Annotated in this window: 14 protein-coding genes; 2 read left to right on the top strand and 12 right to left on the bottom strand. The window is 37.7% G+C overall.

The annotated features are described in order from the left end of the window. The first annotated feature begins 138 nt into the window (after positions 1-138). A complete protein-coding gene (locus tag L2B55_RS01015) occupies positions 139-420 on the top strand; it encodes a hypothetical protein (RefSeq protein ID WP_237848439.1) in 282 nt (93 codons plus the stop codon). Between the two features lie 160 nt (positions 421-580). Continuing rightward, positions 581-3,832: a S41 family peptidase gene (locus L2B55_RS01010; protein WP_237848438.1), complete on the top strand. Its 3,252-nt coding sequence runs from the start codon at positions 581-583 to the stop codon at positions 3,830-3,832. A gap of 65 nt (positions 3,833-3,897) precedes the next feature. Here the strand turns inward: L2B55_RS01010 and L2B55_RS01005 are convergent, their stop codons facing one another. From L2B55_RS01005 to L2B55_RS00950, 12 genes are all read right to left on the bottom strand, one after another. Continuing rightward, complete coding sequence (locus L2B55_RS01005; RefSeq protein ID WP_237848437.1) at positions 3,898-4,236, bottom strand: phage holin family protein; 339 nt, start codon at positions 4,234-4,236, stop codon at positions 3,898-3,900. Between the two features lie 84 nt (positions 4,237-4,320). Then, on the bottom strand, positions 4,321-7,191 hold the full coding sequence (locus L2B55_RS01000; protein WP_237848436.1) for a DEAD/DEAH box helicase: 2,871 nt from the start codon (positions 7,189-7,191) through the stop codon (positions 4,321-4,323). A 157-nt stretch (positions 7,192-7,348) separates the two neighbouring features. Further along, positions 7,349-7,792, bottom strand: coding sequence for an RDD family protein (locus L2B55_RS00995; RefSeq protein ID WP_237848435.1), 444 nt, complete (start codon positions 7,790-7,792; stop codon positions 7,349-7,351). Between the two features lie 78 nt (positions 7,793-7,870). Then, entirely contained in the window at positions 7,871-9,580 is a 1,710-nt protein-coding gene (locus L2B55_RS00990; protein WP_237848434.1) for a HAMP domain-containing sensor histidine kinase, read from the bottom strand. Between the two features lie 44 nt (positions 9,581-9,624). Further along, complete coding sequence (locus L2B55_RS00985; RefSeq protein ID WP_237848433.1) at positions 9,625-10,146, bottom strand: hypothetical protein; 522 nt, start codon at positions 10,144-10,146, stop codon at positions 9,625-9,627. A 52-nt stretch (positions 10,147-10,198) separates the two neighbouring features. Further along, complete coding sequence (locus tag L2B55_RS00980; protein WP_237848432.1) at positions 10,199-11,323, bottom strand: sensor protein KdpD; 1,125 nt, start codon at positions 11,321-11,323, stop codon at positions 10,199-10,201. 63 nt (positions 11,324-11,386) lie between these two features. Then, on the bottom strand, positions 11,387-12,454 hold the full coding sequence (locus tag L2B55_RS00975) for a porin (RefSeq protein WP_237848431.1): 1,068 nt from the start codon (positions 12,452-12,454) through the stop codon (positions 11,387-11,389). Positions 12,455-12,511: 57 nt separating this feature from the next. Then, entirely contained in the window at positions 12,512-13,072 is a 561-nt protein-coding gene (gene kdpC, locus L2B55_RS00970) for a potassium-transporting ATPase subunit KdpC (protein ID WP_237848430.1), read from the bottom strand. A 23-nt stretch (positions 13,073-13,095) separates the two neighbouring features. Further along, positions 13,096-15,138, bottom strand: coding sequence for a potassium-transporting ATPase subunit KdpB (gene kdpB / locus L2B55_RS00965; RefSeq protein ID WP_237848429.1), 2,043 nt, complete (start codon positions 15,136-15,138; stop codon positions 13,096-13,098). 20 nt (positions 15,139-15,158) lie between these two features. After that, positions 15,159-16,874: a potassium-transporting ATPase subunit KdpA gene (gene kdpA, locus L2B55_RS00960; protein WP_237848428.1), complete on the bottom strand. Its 1,716-nt coding sequence runs from the start codon at positions 16,872-16,874 to the stop codon at positions 15,159-15,161. A 2-nt stretch (positions 16,875-16,876) separates the two neighbouring features. Next, positions 16,877-16,954, bottom strand: a complete 78-nt coding sequence (kdpF, locus tag L2B55_RS00955; protein ID WP_237850312.1) for a K(+)-transporting ATPase subunit F — start codon at positions 16,952-16,954, stop codon at positions 16,877-16,879. A gap of 496 nt (positions 16,955-17,450) precedes the next feature. Next, positions 17,451-18,242, bottom strand: coding sequence for a hypothetical protein (locus L2B55_RS00950; protein WP_237848427.1), 792 nt, complete (start codon positions 18,240-18,242; stop codon positions 17,451-17,453). Positions 18,243-18,456 lie beyond the last annotated feature (214 nt).

Genomic DNA, 18,456 nt, shown 5'->3' with positions numbered 1-18,456 from the left:
ACATCTTTGACCATCTGTTCTGAAATTGGTTTAACTAAGAATTTTAATCTTCTAGAAATACTATCAAATACTTGATAATAAATTAAATAAGTGGATTGACTAATTAATTTAAGTACCTTTGTCATTATAGTTGTTACTATGAAGAGATTTGCTTTTATAGGGCTGATGATGTTCATAGTTCTATCATCATCGTGCCAATGTTGGGCAAAGGGACACGCATATTCAGATTGGCTTTCCATTCTCTTAATTCAACCCGAAAATTCCTTTTCAGAAGTAAAAGAAGAATCCATTAGTTATTTGTCTCAAAATTTGTCGTTGGTTGCAATAGGTATAAGTTTTTTAGCCGGTGCAGCATTTATGGGATTTATTTGGGAAATTATTCAAGAATGGGAAAAGCATCATCATCCACATCAAAATTAAAGCCTCGAAATCTTCTAAAAAAAACTAAGCGGTGTTAGAGGGGCTAACTTCCAACAATGAAATTCTATGTGTAAATTACTGATTACAAATTTGTGCTAGAGGTAATTTTGTATAGTTTTAAGTTTAATCTGTAAAGCTTTATTTATAATCGATAAATCGTATGAAGAAAATTATTGGAGCCTTGTTACTCCTTGGAGCAATCAATACGGCTCAGGCGCAAGAAAATCCATTATGGATGCGTTATCCGGCTATTTCTCCTGATGGGAAAACCATCGTTTTTAGTTATAAGGGAGATTTGTACAAGGTGCCATCTGGGGGAGGGCAGGCTATTCCTTTAACCATGCATGAAGCACATGATTTTATGCCGATATGGTCGCATGATGGGAAATCAATAGCTTTTGCTTCTGATCGTTATGGTAATTTCGATGTGTATGTAATGCCGGCATCGGGTGGAGAGGCTAAACGCGTTACCTATCATTCTTCAAATGATTTTCCATCAGATTTCAGTTCGGATGATAAAAATGTAATTTTCAGTTCGGTTCGACAGGATATTTTTACATCGGCTCAGTTTCCTTACGGACGCATGCCTGAGTTGTATAGTGTTCCGTCTGCAGGAGGAAAAACAACCATGCTGAACTCAAACTCCATGGAAATGGCTCGAGTTAGCAAAGACGGAAAGAAAATCATTTATCAAGATTATAAAGGTTATGAAGATCAATGGCGTAAGCATCATACGTCCGCTGTTACCAAAGATATTTGGCTATTTGATGCAAATGCCAAGACCTATGCCAAGCTAACCAATTTTGCAGGTGAAGATCGCAATCCAGTATTTGGGTCAAATGGTGAAGTGTTTTACCTGAGTGAGGAAAGTGGAACTATGAACGTTCACCAAATGGCTGCAAACGGAGGAAATAGTACAAAAATCACTTCGTTTTCAAAAAATCCTGTAAGATTCTTAACCATCTCAAATGACAACCAGTTGTGTTATTCTCAAAACGGAGAACTTTTTACACAAAAACATGGTGCGCAACCTCAAAAAGTTTCTGTTCAAATTTTGATAGATGGACGAACCAATACAGAAAAGGTATTACCTGTTGGGTCTGGAGCAACGGAAATGGCACTTTCGCCTAACGGAAAGGAGATTGCTTTTGTGTTTAGAGGCGAAATTTTTGTAACCTCTGTTGATGGTGGAGTAACTAAGCGGGTTACCAACACTCCAACACAAGAACGTTCAGTAAGTTTTAGCCCGGATGGCCGTACGTTATTGTTTGCAGCGGAGCGGGATGGCAACTGGGATGTTTATAAAACCAGTATTAAACGCAAGGAAGAAACCTATTTTTATTCATCAACCTTGTTAAACGAAGAACCTGTTATTGCTACAAAGGTTGATGAGTTTCAACCAGCTTACTCGCCTGATGGTAAAGAGATAGCTTTCTTGGAAAATCGTGTTACGTTGCGTGTTTACAAAATCGCTGATAAGTCAGTGAGAACACTTTTAAGCGATGATAGCAATTATTCATATTCAGACGGAGATCAATATTATTCATGGTCGCCTGATAGCAAATGGATTTTAGCAAGCTTCAATGAACCCAATCAATACTTTAATAATGATATAACGTTAATATCAGCTGATGGGAAGCAAAAAATGGTCAATTTGACTCCAAGTGGTTACGGAGAAGGTAGCCCAAGGTGGTCAATGGGTGGAAAAATGATGATCTATTTTTCTGATCGCGATGGAATGAAGAATCATGCAAGTTGGGGTGGACAGCAGGATATTTATGGTATGTTCTTTACTCAGGCCGCATTTGACCGTTTCATTCTCAATAAAAATGATTTTGCTTTATTAAAGGAACAAGAGGAAAAAGAAAAGAAAGAGAAAGACGAAGCGAATAAAAAAGAAGAAGTGTCAAAAGACAAACAAGTTGCCAAGGTTGATGACAAGCTGATTAAAATGGAATTGGATGGAATCGAAGATCGCAAAGTGCGATTAACAATCAATTCGTCCAATATTTCTGATGCGGTAATGTCGCCTGATGGAGAAAAGTTATTCTACTTAACTAGTTTTGAAAAGGGATACGATTTATGGGTTACCGAGCCCCGTACCAAAGAAACTAAAATATTGGCTAAACTAGATGGCGGTCCTGCTGGGCTGGAAATTACTAACGATGGTAAATCTCTATTTGTAATTTCTAAAGGAAGAATCACTAAAATTGAGGCTGAAAGCGGTAAAACTACTTCTGTGGGCATTAATGGCGAAATGCTGCTCAACGGATACGGCGAACGCGAATACATTTTCAACCATGCTTGGCGCCAGGTTAAAGAGAAATTTTATGTTACTAACCTGCATAATGTGGATTGGGATTATTATGGGAAGGAGTACAACAGATTTTTACCTTACATCAACAATAACTATGATTTTGCCGAGATGATGAGTGAAATGCTTGGTGAGTTAAATGCATCTCATACAGGTTGTCGTTATTTTGCACAGGCTGATGGTGGGGACCAAACGGCAGTTTTAGGATTGTTGTATGATGAATCGTACACTGGTAAAGGCCTAAAAATTGCAGAAGTATTGGCAAAAGGGCCGTTCAGCATATCAAAAACAAAAGTTAAAGCAGGTATTGTTGTAGAAAAAATTGATGGAGTTGAAATTACCGAGGATAAGGACTTTAATCTCTTATTTAATCGTAAAGCAGGAAAACTTACCTTGGTTTCGTTTTACGATCCTTCATCAGGTACTCGTTGGGAAGAAAGTGTAAAACCAATTAGCTTAAATGAGCAAAATGAATTGCTTTATACCCGTTGGGTTGAAAACAGAAAAAAAGAAGTAGATAAACTTTCAGGAGGCAAGGTGGGTTACGTGCATGTGAGGAATATGAATGACAACAGCTTCCGTACCGTTTATGAGGAGGTTTTGGGTAAAAATGCTCAAAAGGAAGCATTAATTGTTGATACGCGCTTTAACGGCGGAGGGTGGTTACATGATGACCTTGTTACCTTGCTTAGTGGTAAGAAGTACATCGATATCTTCCCCAGGGAGAAACATCGTGGTCAGGAGCCATTCCGTAAGTGGACAAAATCATCGGTTGTACTGATGGGAGAAGGCAATTATTCAGATGCACATATGTTCCCTTATGCTTATAAAGCCAATAATATTGGTAAGCTGATAGGGATGCCTGTACCTGGTACCGGAACTGCTGTTTGGTGGGAAACTCAAATTGATCCTACTTTAGTATTTGGTATTCCACAGGTAGGAATGCTGGACATTAATGGTAAATACCTTGAAAACCAGCAATTAGAACCAGACGTAAAAGTTGCCAACGATCCAAGTGTAGTTGTTACTGGTGTAGATCAACAACTTGAACGTGCCGTAAATGAATTACTAAAAGGTAGTTTGAAGGCAGAAAAATAATTGTTTAGTAATGTTGCTTCAGGGAATAAGAGCTAAATTCTTTCCCTGAAGTAACATATTAATATTTATTCCTTTTCGCCTCCACTGAAAACAGAGGTTACAAATGACAATAGTAAGCTGAATAAAAGTGCCCACCAAAACCCATCTACAGTAAACCCTTCAATCAGTTTATCTACCCAAATAATAATTAGGGCATTTATAACAAATAAAAATAGTCCGAGTGTTAAAATGGTGATAGGGAATGTGAGGAAAACCAGGATAGGCTTCACTATGGCATTTAATATTCCCAAGACTAAGGCTAATAGGATTGCTGTCCCAAAGGAGTCAATATGAACGCCCGGCAAAATGTACGACAAGCCGAAAGCTACTGCCGCACTAATTATCAGTTGAACGATTAAATTCATAAGAATGTTTTTCTTTAAGTTATTAAAAGCTTCCGATATATGGAATATTATAGGCTATAAACTTCTCCGCTAAGGAGGAGTAGATTAGTCAAGTAATGCTTTAATATCCTCTGTAGTTAATGATTTCTCAAATGAATCTTCAACCGTTATTAACGAACTGGATAGTGATTTTTTCTTCTTTTGCAGTTTTAAAATCTTCTCTTCCACGGAGTTTTTAGTTATGAACTTATAGATAAATACATTTTTGGTTTGGCCTATACGATGTGCGCGGTCAATGGCTTGCTGTTCAACGGCAGGATTCCACCAAGGATCAAGCAGAAACACATAATCCGCTTCAATTAAGTTGAGACCAGTTCCCCCGGCTTTTATCGAGATTAAAAACAATTGAATATCATCATTCTCCTTAAAGGCTTTAATGTTCGCACTTCTGTTTTGTGTGGCTCCATCCAAATAAGCATAATTAATATTTAGGCCATCAAGTACATTTCTAAGCAACTGCAAATGCTTTACAAATTGTGAAAACACAAGTACTTTATGACCTCTGGTCAATGTATTCTGCAACAGTTCAATTACCAATGAAAATTTCCACGAATCAAATTTGTATGACTCATCAACCAGTTTAGGGTGATTAGCAATTTGGCGCAAACGGGTTAAACCCTGTAATACCGGAATCTGCGATTTAGCAACGCCACTTTCTGTTATTAAGCGCAATAATTCATTACGGTAGAATGATTTGGTTTCTTCATATACTTTTTCTTGCTCCTCACTCATTCCGCAGTAGAAAATCTGCTCCGTTTTATCCGGCAACTCTTTGGCAACCTGGTCCTTGGTTCTACGTAAGATAAACGGTTTTATTAAAGCTTGTAAGCGAAGAAGCTTTTCCTCGTCTTGTTTTTTCTCTATTGGAATGATAAACTCATTTTGAAAATAGGTATGCGATCCCAGTAAGCCAGGATTAACAAATGAAAGTTGTGTCCATAAATCAGCAACAGTATTTTCTACCGGTGTACCGGTAAGTATTAATTTATGCTTCGATTTTAGCGTTTTAACTGATCGGGCACTTTTGCTATGGGGATTTTTGATATTCTGACTCTCATCTAAAATGATGTAATGAAAGTAGAATTTTTCCAACAACTCATGATCAATCCGAACAATGCCATAGGTGGTTAAAATTAAATCGTATTTGGCAAATAGTGAAACGTCTTTGTCACGAGCAGCTCCAGTAAAAACATGTACTTTTAGTTTTGGGGTGAATTTCTTTGCTTCACTAATCCAGTTATCAATTAACGAGGTAGGCATGATAAGCAGTGAGGTTTGATGAACGTCACTCTGCTCTTTCACCTTTTGTAAAAGTGCCAGGGTTTGAACGGTTTTTCCTAAACCCATATCATCGGCAAGACATCCGCCTAAATTATAACTACTCAGGAAATTGAACCAGTTGAAACCTGCCTTCTGATAAGGCCTTAATTCACCTTTAAAATGTTCGGGAATTGGAATGTCTTCAATTTCTTCAAACTGCTCTAAACGGCGAAGTTTTCTATCCATTGTAACTTCGGCCAGCTCAGAATTAGCATACTCTTGCACCAAACCAACAAAATGCTTTTTAAGTTTAAGGTGTTTGTTTCCTTCGGCAAAGGCGAACAAGTTACCATAGGTATTAAACCAACTTTCAGGAATTATTGCAATTTCGCCTGATGGCAATGTAAACTCTCGTTTTCGATTAAGAATATGATGTTTTAGATCGATAAACGGAATTTCATACGAACCAAATCTGACAATTGCGTGGATATCAAACCAGTCATTATTTTCTTTAAACGAAAGGTTGATTGACGATTTTCCAAACACATAACGTTTATCTCCCGATTGATCAATTGCAAAGCCGGTTTTTTGTAATTCCTCGAAATGTTCATTGAGCCATTCATGAAGCGAAAACTCATCCGGTTCTGCTGACAATCGGTGTAAGTGAAAATGGTTAGGTATTTCTAGTGTTAAGCCTAAAGTAAGCAGTTCGTTCGCTTTTTTTTGTTCCCAGTTTACAGACCTTTTTATGCGGTGAAAAGCGTAGTTTTCATCTTTTTTTTCAACCGACACGGAAACAGCTGATTGTGAACCGAAAGGGAATTTGTATTTTCCATAACGGAAACTCAAGTCTAAACTTGGAATTTCCTTTTTTAGGTTGAGTTTCAGTTGTGGTGCTGCTTCGTATTTCTCAGTTATTATATCAAAGCCTTCGGCATAAACGTGATGCTTTTCAATCAAAGGAGCAACAAACTTTTCGAAGTACGTTTTTTCAGAAGAACGCGGAATCTCAATAAAGCGCTTGTTTAAGAACGGAACCAGTTTTTTTCCTTCCAATTCACCTTCAAAATTATAAAGCGTGTCATTTAGCAGCATCCAGGCGGGCTGGTTGGCAATAATTTGCGCATCCTTAAACATAAACTCAATGCGCTTGTCTTTATATTTTATGGTAGGAAAATAGCGGGTAGCATCTTCATTCCGTCTGAAATGAAACAGGACCGAAGCAGGTTGTTCGGCAATGCTAATTGATTGCCAGGTTGGGTTGCCTTCTTTCCCCATTTCAAAAACCGCCTTATTGCGCATTAATTCAATAGCTTGACTCAAAGTTGCTTCAATAAAGGGTTGTACTTTGGCCTTTAAGGCGTCAGTCCAGAATTTGGTAAAGAATTCACGCGGACGAATTGGCTGTTTGTGAAAGCGACGGATGATATTTTCTTGTTCAACCTGTTCTAAAAGCGCGATAAGTTGATGGTCAGTATCATCTAAAAAACGAGCAAATTCAGAAGAAGTATGTGAAAACAGGCGTTTATGTACGAGCGAGTAAGTGTACTCACGATTCATTTGAACAATATGGGGCTCAAACAAATAACCCAAAAACTCATGCTGCAACAACGAGTAAACAATTTTAGATGGTTTATTGCTATCAACCCGTAACATATCTTCCTCTGTAAATTAAAAATGCGGGATGCTGATCACCGACAAAATTTTAAAAGTAGCAATTATTCTGAAAAAGACTTCCAAATGCAAGTAAAAAATGAAGGATTTAATTGAAATTTAACAGTGTTGGAAAAATTGAAGCTGTTACCTTTCATAGTTAGCTTAATAAAGATGAAGTGCGGACCTGTTCGGCATCATTCAAGTCGACAATAATAGTTCCGGCTACTAAATCACCTAATCGCTGGTTTTTTTTGGTATATTTTACGGCTATAAAGGCCGGAATACCATAAATGAAAATATCGATTGGATCAAATAATCTTCGCATGAAAGACTCATACAATCCAATTTTATTTCTGTCAAGAGTTAAAACTTTCAGATTGAAGATATGGTGACCCAGTGTTCCGCCTGTAATTCCTTCTACAATTACAAAATAGACAATCCAATAAATCAATAATGGGAAAGCTGTCCAGCCTGTTACCTGTATGGTTTTTTCGGTTTCAGTTCCAAACAGATGTATATACTGGAAGATAATTAACACCCATAAAGAGTAATCAATAAGTGTGGCGAGTACTCTCTTGACCAGATTTGGCTTATATTTCATTATTATTTAGTTCCGGTTTCAAACCGGGGCCAATATTAATAATTATTCTAATAATGAAGCATCTTTAATAACTATTGTTTAAGCAACAGGTAATGCAAAAGCAAACATGGCACCTTCTCCAAGTTCACTTTCAACCCAAATACGGCCACTTTGGGCTTCAATAAAATCCTTAGAAATTGCTAAGCCTAAACCGGTTCCTCCGGTAGTTTTATCAATGCCCGGAACTTTGAAATAACGATCAAAGACTTTGCCCCTATATTTTTCTTCAATACCCTTGCCATGGTCCTGTACAGCAAAAACTACCTCGTTGTTATCATTATATACATCAATTTCAACGCTACTATCGGTAGGGCTGTACCTTATGGCATTGGACAGGAAGTTTACCAACACCCATGCAGTTTTTTCCATATCGGAATTCACCATTGGTAAATTCTCGGAACAATTTATTTTAAGTTGCAATGATTTTTGCTCGGCCATTACTTTTATCGCATTTACTGCATAGTCAACGATGGCTTGTGGTTTTGTTTTACGAAAACTCAATTGTATGTTTCCGGTTTCAGCCTGAGCCAGATCAAGTAGTTCGGCTGTTATTTTAAGTAGCCGTTGAGAGTCATCGGCAATGTTATGAATCAGTTGCTTTTGTTCGGCATTAACTACTCCAATTCGATCATCTTCCAGCAACTTTACACTCATTTTTATCGATGAAATTGGTGTTTTCAATTCGTGTGAGATAGTAGCAATAAAATTGGTTTTAGCTTCATCTAACTCATGAAACTTAGTGATATTTTTCAACACAATCACTTTGCCCAAAGTTTTACTTTCATTATTTACATCAAATACTTCCTGAACAAAATAACTTTCCTTACCATTAGCATAAATTTTTAACTCTTTACCAATAAATTGGCCACCAAGAAGGGTCCGCATTAAATCATTAACTAGTGCTACATCCGGAGCATGCTTGCCAAGCAGGTATTCATTTTTGCTTCCCAAAACTGAAATCGCCTGTGGATTGGTAAATAATACTTTGCTGTTTTCATCCAACACAATTATTGGATCATGCATATTATTGATAATGGTTTCAATGCGCTTTTTCTCAAAGAGAATTTTGGCCAAGTTGCTGTTTTCATAAGCATCCAATTGTTTGGCCATGCTGTTAAAAGCTTCAGCCAGTTCTCCAAATTCATCTCCCGACTGGAAATGCAATCGTTGATCGTAGCGCTTGTTGGCAATTTGCTTGATCCCTTCTGTTAATTGTCGAATTGGATTGGCAATATATCCAGGGAAATTGATAATGAAACTGAAGCATACCATAATGCAAATGGCCAGTAACAGCGAAATATAAATAACTGCTTGTTCGGCATTTTTTTGAGCAGTATTGTTTTTTCGCACCAGAGCTTGCATGTTCATCTCGCTAAGTTTAAAAAGCTTCTCACGTATGCTCAATATTAATTCTGGAGACAAAGAATTTTGTGTTAATTGCATGAAGCTAAGATTTATCTCATCAACCAATTCTTTCTCTCCAACTTCTGTAATATTTTGTTTTTCAAGCTTAAGGTTTTTCTTAAATAAAATAAGGGCGGTTTGAATTTTGGCAGGATCTTTTCCCTGAAGTTCATCGAGCTGCTGCAACATTACCTTGGCGTACTCAATTGACTCATAATTGTCTTTTAATATAGTTTTTGAGTCTCTTCCCATTTTATAAATATAATGCGTGCCTGTAAGGCCCATTATTAAAATAATAATGAAAAGAAACCAGAGTCCAAGAGTGAGTTTTGTTTTAGTTTTCATTTTAATGAAATAGAAGAAAGGGAGGTAACCCGATGAACTGTCTCTTAAGTTATGTTTGCAAGATTAAAAATTAAACTGAAACAGGTTAAAATACCAAGGGCCAGCAATAGCGAAATATGCATAATTGCTGCATCGGCTGTTTTTTGAGCTGCAATATTCTTATGTTCTAATGCAAGCATATTTAACTCGCTGATTTTATAAATACGGGTGCGCATTGAATCGGCTAAGGTTGTTGAAGAAGGATTTTTAAGATACAGTTCAAAATCTTTGCTTAATTGCTCAACAATTTCTTTTTCACCAACCTCGGTAATGTTACTTGCTTCAAGGTTCAAATTTTTTTTGAACAGCTGAATTGCCTCTTTTGACTTGACAGAATCCTGATCCTTCATTACGTCAAGCGCCTTAATCATTGCTTTTGCAAACCCAATTGATACATAATTGTCTTTTAATATTGCTTTAGAGCTTTGACCCATTTTATAGATGTATCGTGTGCCACTCAGACCCATAAATAAAATAACAATAAATAAAAACCATAGTCCGAGTTTATGTTTTGTTTTCGCTTTCATTAGTTTATTATTTTAAAGGTTCAACAATAGTTTATTGAAATAAGGTGATTCCTTATGACAGTATTACTATATCAATGTCTTTATCTTCTATTTTTTGCAGGAGCTTCTCAAAAAGAGCTTTCCCTGTCAGTACTTTCCACCAACTAAATTCGGGCTTTCCTAAGCAAATAGTGGTTATGCTATACTTTTCAATAGTTTCCAGCATGCCTTCGGTCACATCATCACTTTTAAGTTTAATTACTTCGGCACCCATTTCCGTCGCCATTTTAAAATTGTTGATCAAATGTCGTTGCAAGTCAAGTTTGATTTTATCCATACTTTCATGCGGAGTTTGTACATATAAGACCATCCACTTTGAATTATAATAGGCTGCCAGTCGGGCCGTTTTTCTAATAATGGTTTTGGCTGAATGTTCTTGCGTACTAATGCAAGCCAAAAATACTTCTTGTCTTTGCCGGATAGTTTTTGGGATCTCAGTATCAATTTTCCTAACTACCTGCCGAGCCACTTCTTTTAAAGCAAGTTCTCTTAACTGAAGAATTTTATCACTTTGAAAGAAGTTGTTTAAAGCAGTAGGCACCTTGGTTACATCATAAATTTTGCCTTCCTTCAGTCGGGAAATAAGCTCATCCGCTGTTAAGTCTATATTTACCACTTCATCAGCCATCAATAAAACACTATCGGGAACCCGTTCTTTAATTTCAGCACCACTAATTTTTTGCGCTTCTTCATTAATACTTTCAATATGCTGAATGTTTACTGCGCTGATAACGTTGATGCCTGCATTTAAAATATCAACTACATCCTGCCAGCGTTTTTCATTCTTACTGCCTTCAATGTTGGTATGTGCAAGTTCGTCAACAATTACCACGTCTGGTCTTATTGTTAAGATTGCATTTAGGTCCATCTCATCTAGTTCTTTGCCCTTATAAAAAAGTTTCCTACGTGGAATTACAGGTAGTCCATGCAGCAATGCATGTGTTTCTTTACGATTATGGGTTTCTATATACCCGACTTTAACATCAATGCCGTTTTTTTGTAAGGATTGCGCCTCTTGCAACATGCGATAAGTTTTACCAACACCGGCACTCATGCCGATGTAGATCTTAAACTTTCCGCGCTTTGAGCGTTGAATGAGATTTAAAAAACTTTGAGCCGTTTGATCTTTCTCTGGCATAATTAGGAATAATAGTGTATGGAATAGCTTGAATGCAACTCTCCATCATCATTGTTTCTTATCTTAAAACGAAATAGACAAGGAAGTTGTGATAAAAGCATCATTGTTTACCAAACTGTTTTCCTTGGTAAAAACCGCATTCTTGCTGTTTAATAATTTTCCTTCAATCCTGAATAATGCATTTTTAATGGGGGCATAATCAAAGTTTAAAGAATATCCTGATGCTTTGAAACCATCAGGAGCTTCTGTAGTGATGATCACTTCATTTTCGTCCTGATAATATTCATAACGTGCCGCCAAAGCCACCTTGTCATTAAACACATATTTGGCTATTAAAGCTCCTCCAAACCAATTGTTCATGTCTGAGGAACCTTTAGTTTTTTGTTCCAATCCATAATCAACTCCAGCAATAAGTCCAAATTTTGATGTTAATTGCAAAATGCCGTAAAAATTATTGAAATAACGCATTAAGCGAACACTATCCGGTTTGTCGTTTCCAATAAATGTGCTATAATTCAATAAAACCTTATTATTGGGTTTATAGGTTACCTGAGTGCCAAAAGCAGGAGTAGAGTTTCCATCAATGCGTGTGATACGCTGCCAGCCGTTTAAATACATAGAGGCGAAGGTCCATTTGCCATTGTCGGAATCATAATTCAGCTTAATGCCGCTCTCGTAATAAGGGGAGTTATCGGCAATAATGCTTCGGGTTAGGTTCCAACAGCTTGGTGAGTGAGCGCTTTCAAAACCTAGGTGAGAGGCAAAAATTCCGGCATCTATCCATAAGTTTTTTTTAGCCGCTAACTTTACACCGGCATTGGCTTCATATATATTTTTTAATACTCCCGGCTCTCCCGAAAGATTGGCATTTGAATAGGATCCAGTCATTAAAGCAAAATTCCCCCTTACCCGGTCAGAAGCTAGAGAACCCTTCACAAATCCCAGGTTTAAGTTTAATTCATTATGCCTGTTGTGTGAATATATAAACCCTTCCTTATTATGATCGGCCGGCTTATTAAAATCATAAGAATAATAGACCTCCAGAAACCCAGAAAACTGGAAATTTTTATCCTGTGCACTAACTTTTCCAATGATTGTAAATAGTGACATGACAATAAGTAATTTCTTCATTCTTTTTAGTAAAAAATAGTCGTTAAACATTAAATTAACAGGGAATAGCTACAGCCTTTATTTTATTTGATCTAATGCAACATTTAACTTCAATATATTAATCTTATTAGGTCCCAAACCAAAAAATTGTTTTTCCGTTTGCTGATCAATTAGATTGTACAACTTTTCAACTTCAATTCCCCTGATTTTTGCAATGCGAGGAACCTGAACTCTTGCTGCTGCTGGAGATAGGTCTGGGTCTAAACCACTTCCCGAAGCAGTTACTAATTCCACAGGAATTTCTTCTTTTTTTACTCCTGGGTTATGCACCATAAAGGTGTCAATTCGGTTCTGAACGATTTTTAAATAATCGGGATTGGATGGACCTTTGTTTGAGCCACCCGAACCAGATGCATTATAGTCAATTGCTGATGGACGACCCTGAAAGTATTTATCGGCGGTAAATTTTTGACCTACATTGGCATAGCCAACAATGCGGTCATTAAATAATACTTTTTCACCGCCACCATTTCCAGGAGCAAATCTTGCAATTCCGGAAAGTGATAGTGGATAGATACCGGCAAGTAATATTGCCAATAAACCGGTAAGAATTACTGAAGGAAGAATATATTTTTTCATTTTATTTCTGATTTAGAAGAAGCTTACAAAAACAGCGTTATTACCAAGTCAATCAATTTTATGCCTATAAATGGAACAATAATTCCTCCCATTCCATAAATCAAAAGGTTGCGACGCAACAGTTTGCTTGCCCCGATTGGTTTGTAAGCAACACCTTTTAATGCCAATGGAATTAACAACGGAATAATAATAGCATTGAAAATCACTGCAGAAAGAATGGCCGATTCGGGACTGGTTAATTTCATAATGTTCAATCCATGTAAAGCAGGGATAGAAGCCATAAACAGAGCCGGAACAATAGCGAAATACTTAGCCACATCGTTGGCAATTGAAAAGGTAGTAAGTGTACCGCGCGTCATTAACAATTGTTTGCCAATCTCAACAATCTCGATCAGCTTGGTGGGGTCGTTATCCAGGTCAACCATGTTGCCGGCTTCTTTAGCAGCTTGTGTACCGCTATTCATAGCAACACCCACATCTGCTTGTGCTAGGGCTGGCGCATCGTTGGTTCCATCGCCCATCATGGCTACCAATTTACCATGAGCCTGTTCGGCTTTTATGTAGTTCATCTTATCCTCTGGCTTTGCCTCAGCAATAAAATCATCCACGCCAGCTTTTTCTGCGATGTATTTTGCTGTTAACGGATTATCTCCCGTAACCATTACAGTTTTAACACCCATTTTACGCAAACGCTCAAAACGTTCAGAAATGCCGGGCTTAATAATGTCCTGCAATTCAACTACTCCCATTATATGTTCATTTTCTGAAACCACTAATGGAGTGCCTCCATTAGATGCAATTTGTTTAACTCGATCTTCTGTTTCAACAGGAATTTTGTTCCCGGCCTCTAGCACGATATTGCGAATGGAATCAAATGCCCCTTTACGTATACGACGATTAGCACCAATGTTAACGCCACTACAACGCGTTTCAGCTGTAAAGCCTATGTATTCTGCCTGTGCAGGTTTAAGGCTAGCAATGTTTATACCTGCCAGTTCAATAATTGATTTTCCTTCAGGGGTTTCATCAGCTAAAGAGCTTAATACACTCGATTCGATGAGTTGCTTACGATCGCTGCCATTTACTGGCCAGAAATTGGTGGCTTTACGATTGCCAATAGTGATGGTTCCTGTTTTATCTAACAACAAGGTGTCAATATCACCAGCAGTTTCAACTGCTTTACCCGATTTAGTGATTACATTGGCACGTAAAGCGCGATCCATACCGGCAATGCCAATTGCCGAAAGGAGCCCCCCAATGGTTGTTGGGATTAAACAAACAAACAGCGAGATTAAGGCTGCAATCGTAATTGGCGTGTTGGCATAATCAGCAAAAGGTTTTAAAGTAATGCACACAATTACAAATACCAAGGTGAAGCTTGCCAACAAAATGGTTAAGGCAATTTCGTTAGGCGTTTTCTGTCGTGATGCACCTTCTACCAAGGCAATCATTTTATCTAAAAAACTTTCACCCGGCTCGGTAGAAACACGCACGATAATTCTGTCTGACAAAACTTTCGTTCCACCGGTAACAGAAGATTTATCACCGCCAGCTTCACGTATTACAGGAGCAGACTCACCGGTAATCGCTGATTCGTCAATGGTTGCTAATCCTTCAATGATTTCACCATCGGTAGGGATGATGTCGCCAGCTTCGCAAATAAAAATATCGGCCTTTTTTAATTGTGAAGAGGCTATTATTTGCTCTTTTCCAACAAGCAGGTCATCAGCTTTTTTAAACAAGCGGGCAGGAGTTTCTTCACGGGTTTTGCGTAAGGTTTCAGCTTGTGCCTTACCACGAGCTTCTGCCAACGCTTCTGCAAAATTGGCAAATAATACCGTTAGCAGTAAAATGATAAAAATGACTAGGTTATATGAAAATGAACCTTGTCCGGAATTGTTTAGTGAATAAACGGTCACAAAAAGCATTATCACAGTTCCTAATTCAACGGTAAACATTACTGGATTACGGAACATGATTTTGGGATTCAGTTTTATGAATGCTTGCTTAATTGCCTCTTTAACTAATGAGGTTTCAAACAATGGTATATTTCTGGATTTTTTCATTTCTTTTTTGATTATGCAGATTACTTCATTGTGAAATATTCGGCAATTGGTCCTAATGCTAAAGCAGGAAAATAAGACAGTGCATTGATAATGATGATTACGGTTAAAGTCATCACCCCGAAAGTGATTGAATCGGTTTTCAAGGTTCCGGCTGATTCAGGAATGTATTTCTTGCCTGCCAATAAACCAGCAATGGCTACAGGGCCAATGATTGGCAAGAAACGCCCAAGGATAAGCACAAACCCTGTAGTTACATTCCAGAAAATATTGTTATCACCCAAGCCTTCAAAGCCAGATCCGTTGTTGGCATTTGATGAGGTGTATTCATACAGCATTTCTGAAAAACCATGGAAGCTGGGGTTGTTGAGCCAGTTGCCTGGCTTAACGGCCCAGTCTGCTGCCGGATGATTCACAATTACATAAGAAGAAATCGCAGTTCCGGCCAATATCAAGAGCGGACTTAACAATGTAATCAGTGCGGCGATTTTCACTTCGCGAGCTTCAACCTTATGTCCCATAAACTCTGGGGTGCGACCAACCATCAACCCCGAAATAAATACTGCAATAATGAGATAGATATAGTAGTTTAAAATACCTACACCACAGCCTCCGTAAAAAGAGTTGATCATCATTCCTAATAATTGGAACATCCCCGAAGCCGGCATGCTACTATCGTGCATAGAATTTACCGAGCCCGTGGAAATAATAGTGGTCATGGTACTCCAATAACCTGACAGGGCCGGTCCAAAACGGACTTCTTTTCCTTCCATGGCTCCTGTTGGTTGTGAAATACCCATTTTTTCAATTGCCGGATTGCCGTTTAACTCTGAAATAAGAGATGGGACAACCAAACACAGCATACCAATGGTCATTACGCCATAAATGACATAAGAGAGTTTCTTGCGGTTTAAGTAGAAACCTAATGCAAAGATCATTGCAATAGGAATAAGCACTTGGGCAACCAGTTCGGTAACAGCAGTGAAATAGTTTGGATTTTCAAGTGGATGAGCTGAATTTGCACCAAACCAACCTCCTCCATTGGTTCCAATGTGTTTAATGGCGATCATTCCGGCAGCTGGACCACGTGATATTTGAACGTGATCTCCCTGAAGGGTTATAATTGAATCTTTTCCTTCATAACTAGCCGGGGTTCCATTAAAAATTAGTATGATGGAAACAACAACACATAATGGCAATAAGATACGAGTGTTTGTTTTAACGAAAATATCCCAAAAGTTGCCAACGTTAGTAGTTGTTTTTGCTTTTAGCCCATTAAATAAGGCAGCTAAAGCAGTAATACCTGTAGCAGCGCTAACAAACATCAGGAAATTTATTACTAATAGCTGTGTTAAGTAAGTTACACCTGCCTCACCAGAATAATGCTGTAAATCGCAGTTTATCATAAAACTGATAACGGTATTGAATGCTAAATCTGGAGTCATATTTGGATTACCGTCAGGGTTTAATGGAAGAAACCCTTGAAAAACCAATAAAAGGAAGCCCAAGACAAACCAAACCATGTTGATAGTTAACAAGGCTTTTAAGAACTGCTTCCAGTTCATTTCTTGTTTTGGATTTATGCCTGAGAATTTGAAGAAAAATCGTTCAAGCGGGGCCATAAAATCCGACCAGATTTTTTCACCGCCAAAAACTTTGGAAATGTACTTACCTAGTGGTATGGCTAATAATACGGTTAGAACGTAAGTAAAAGCTACTCCTATAATTTCTGTGTTCATGGTTAAAATTTTTCCGGTTTCAGTAACACGTAAACGAGGTAAATAAATACCGCAATTGATATAATGAATAATACAGTCATGGTTAAGCCTAAAAATTATATTTTCTCGAAGAAATCGATTGATTTGAAAAACAGCCAAAAACAAACTAGTCCGGCCATGATTAACGCGATGGTCATTTTGATTTTAGTTTAAAAAAATGCGAATGGTTACAGCAAACAGAATTAACAGACTAAAGCCTGTAGTTAAAATTTGATAAGGAATAAGGGCAGTTGTGCCCTGTCGTTTTTGTTGAGCCTTCATGATGGGTTAATATCTTTATGGATACGGTATGCCAAAAGCTATTCCTCAATAGAAGTACTTTAATATAGATTTATAAAAAGGTTTGATTTGTAGCGATATGAACTGAAATATTTTTAGCATCACAAAAAGATCAAGGATAGCGACCTTTTCATTTTGGTAGGGTATTGTCAAAATGGATGGGGGATCTAATTCAAAAATATAAACAATAAAAGGGGCCCCGTTTGAAAGCAGCCCCTTTTACAAATTATTTTTAAAGTTCGGATTTATGGGTTTTAGTTATTTTTTGGAGGTAGCAGCCGGCATATAAGATAATTCGGGATGTAATCTGCCATTCTTATGATCATATTTTTTGGTAACCGTCCAGGTTTTTTTCATTAAGGCGGCCCCCTCTTCACCTAACATCTTATCAAGTTCTTGAGACCGCTTATAAAAATCGGCTTCACTTTTAGCTCCCTGTACTACAATAAATGCAGGTTCTAACCCAATGTCGGCAATATTGAGTCGGTAACCACTTGATACTTTTTTCTTTTCAAATAGGGCTTTCCATTCTTTAGCAATTTGTATAGCTTCTTTTGTTTTGGAAGGATCGAGATAATAGAAATCCCAGTGGCGGAATGTTTGATCAGCCGGAAAATCAGGCATGTAAGAAAGATCGGCTCTGTAACGAACCATAAAATCGCGGTGAGTATAAAAGGTGCCATCATACTGGTTCATTTTGGCTTCAAACGTCTCTTTTCCCACCGCTTTTTCCAAATCAGTAAAGGTTTTATCAACCATATCCACAGCGCCATATCCACTTATTGGGATAACATATATAAAGGTAAAATCGTCGCGGCTAGCTACCCAATAAGGCATCGCCCCATTATTATGTTTCATCATGATATCAGCCAATCCTTTAGCTGCCTGGACATACTGATCCACCTTTTCAGGAATCACCATGTCTTCATGAACAAGATACAGCTGGCCTTTAGGTTCTTCCTGGGCTTTGATCGTGGTAAAACTGAAAAGGCTCAACAACGTCAGAATGAAATTAAAAATTGAACGGGTTTTCATAATCACCTCCTTCATTTAAGTTTATTAATTGGTTACAAATGAGTTCAACTTTAGAGTCGATATAACTTATAGAATGATGGTAATGAGCATTAGCGAGAGGCAACTGCTATTTATGAGGGATACAGTCTGAATGAGTTTGCTGTTATCTTAAAGTTACAATAATTTAATTAAGTAAATGATAGTTAGCGTTTTATAGTATAGTCGTGCTTGGTAGATTAGAAGTCTATAG

This window comes from Solitalea lacus, from assembly GCF_022014595.1.
GTDB classification, from domain to species: domain Bacteria; phylum Bacteroidota; class Bacteroidia; order Sphingobacteriales; family Sphingobacteriaceae; genus Solitalea; species Solitalea lacus.
The sequence above is the reverse complement of the archived record's forward strand: the minus strand, read 5'-3'. Positions and strand labels throughout refer to the sequence as shown.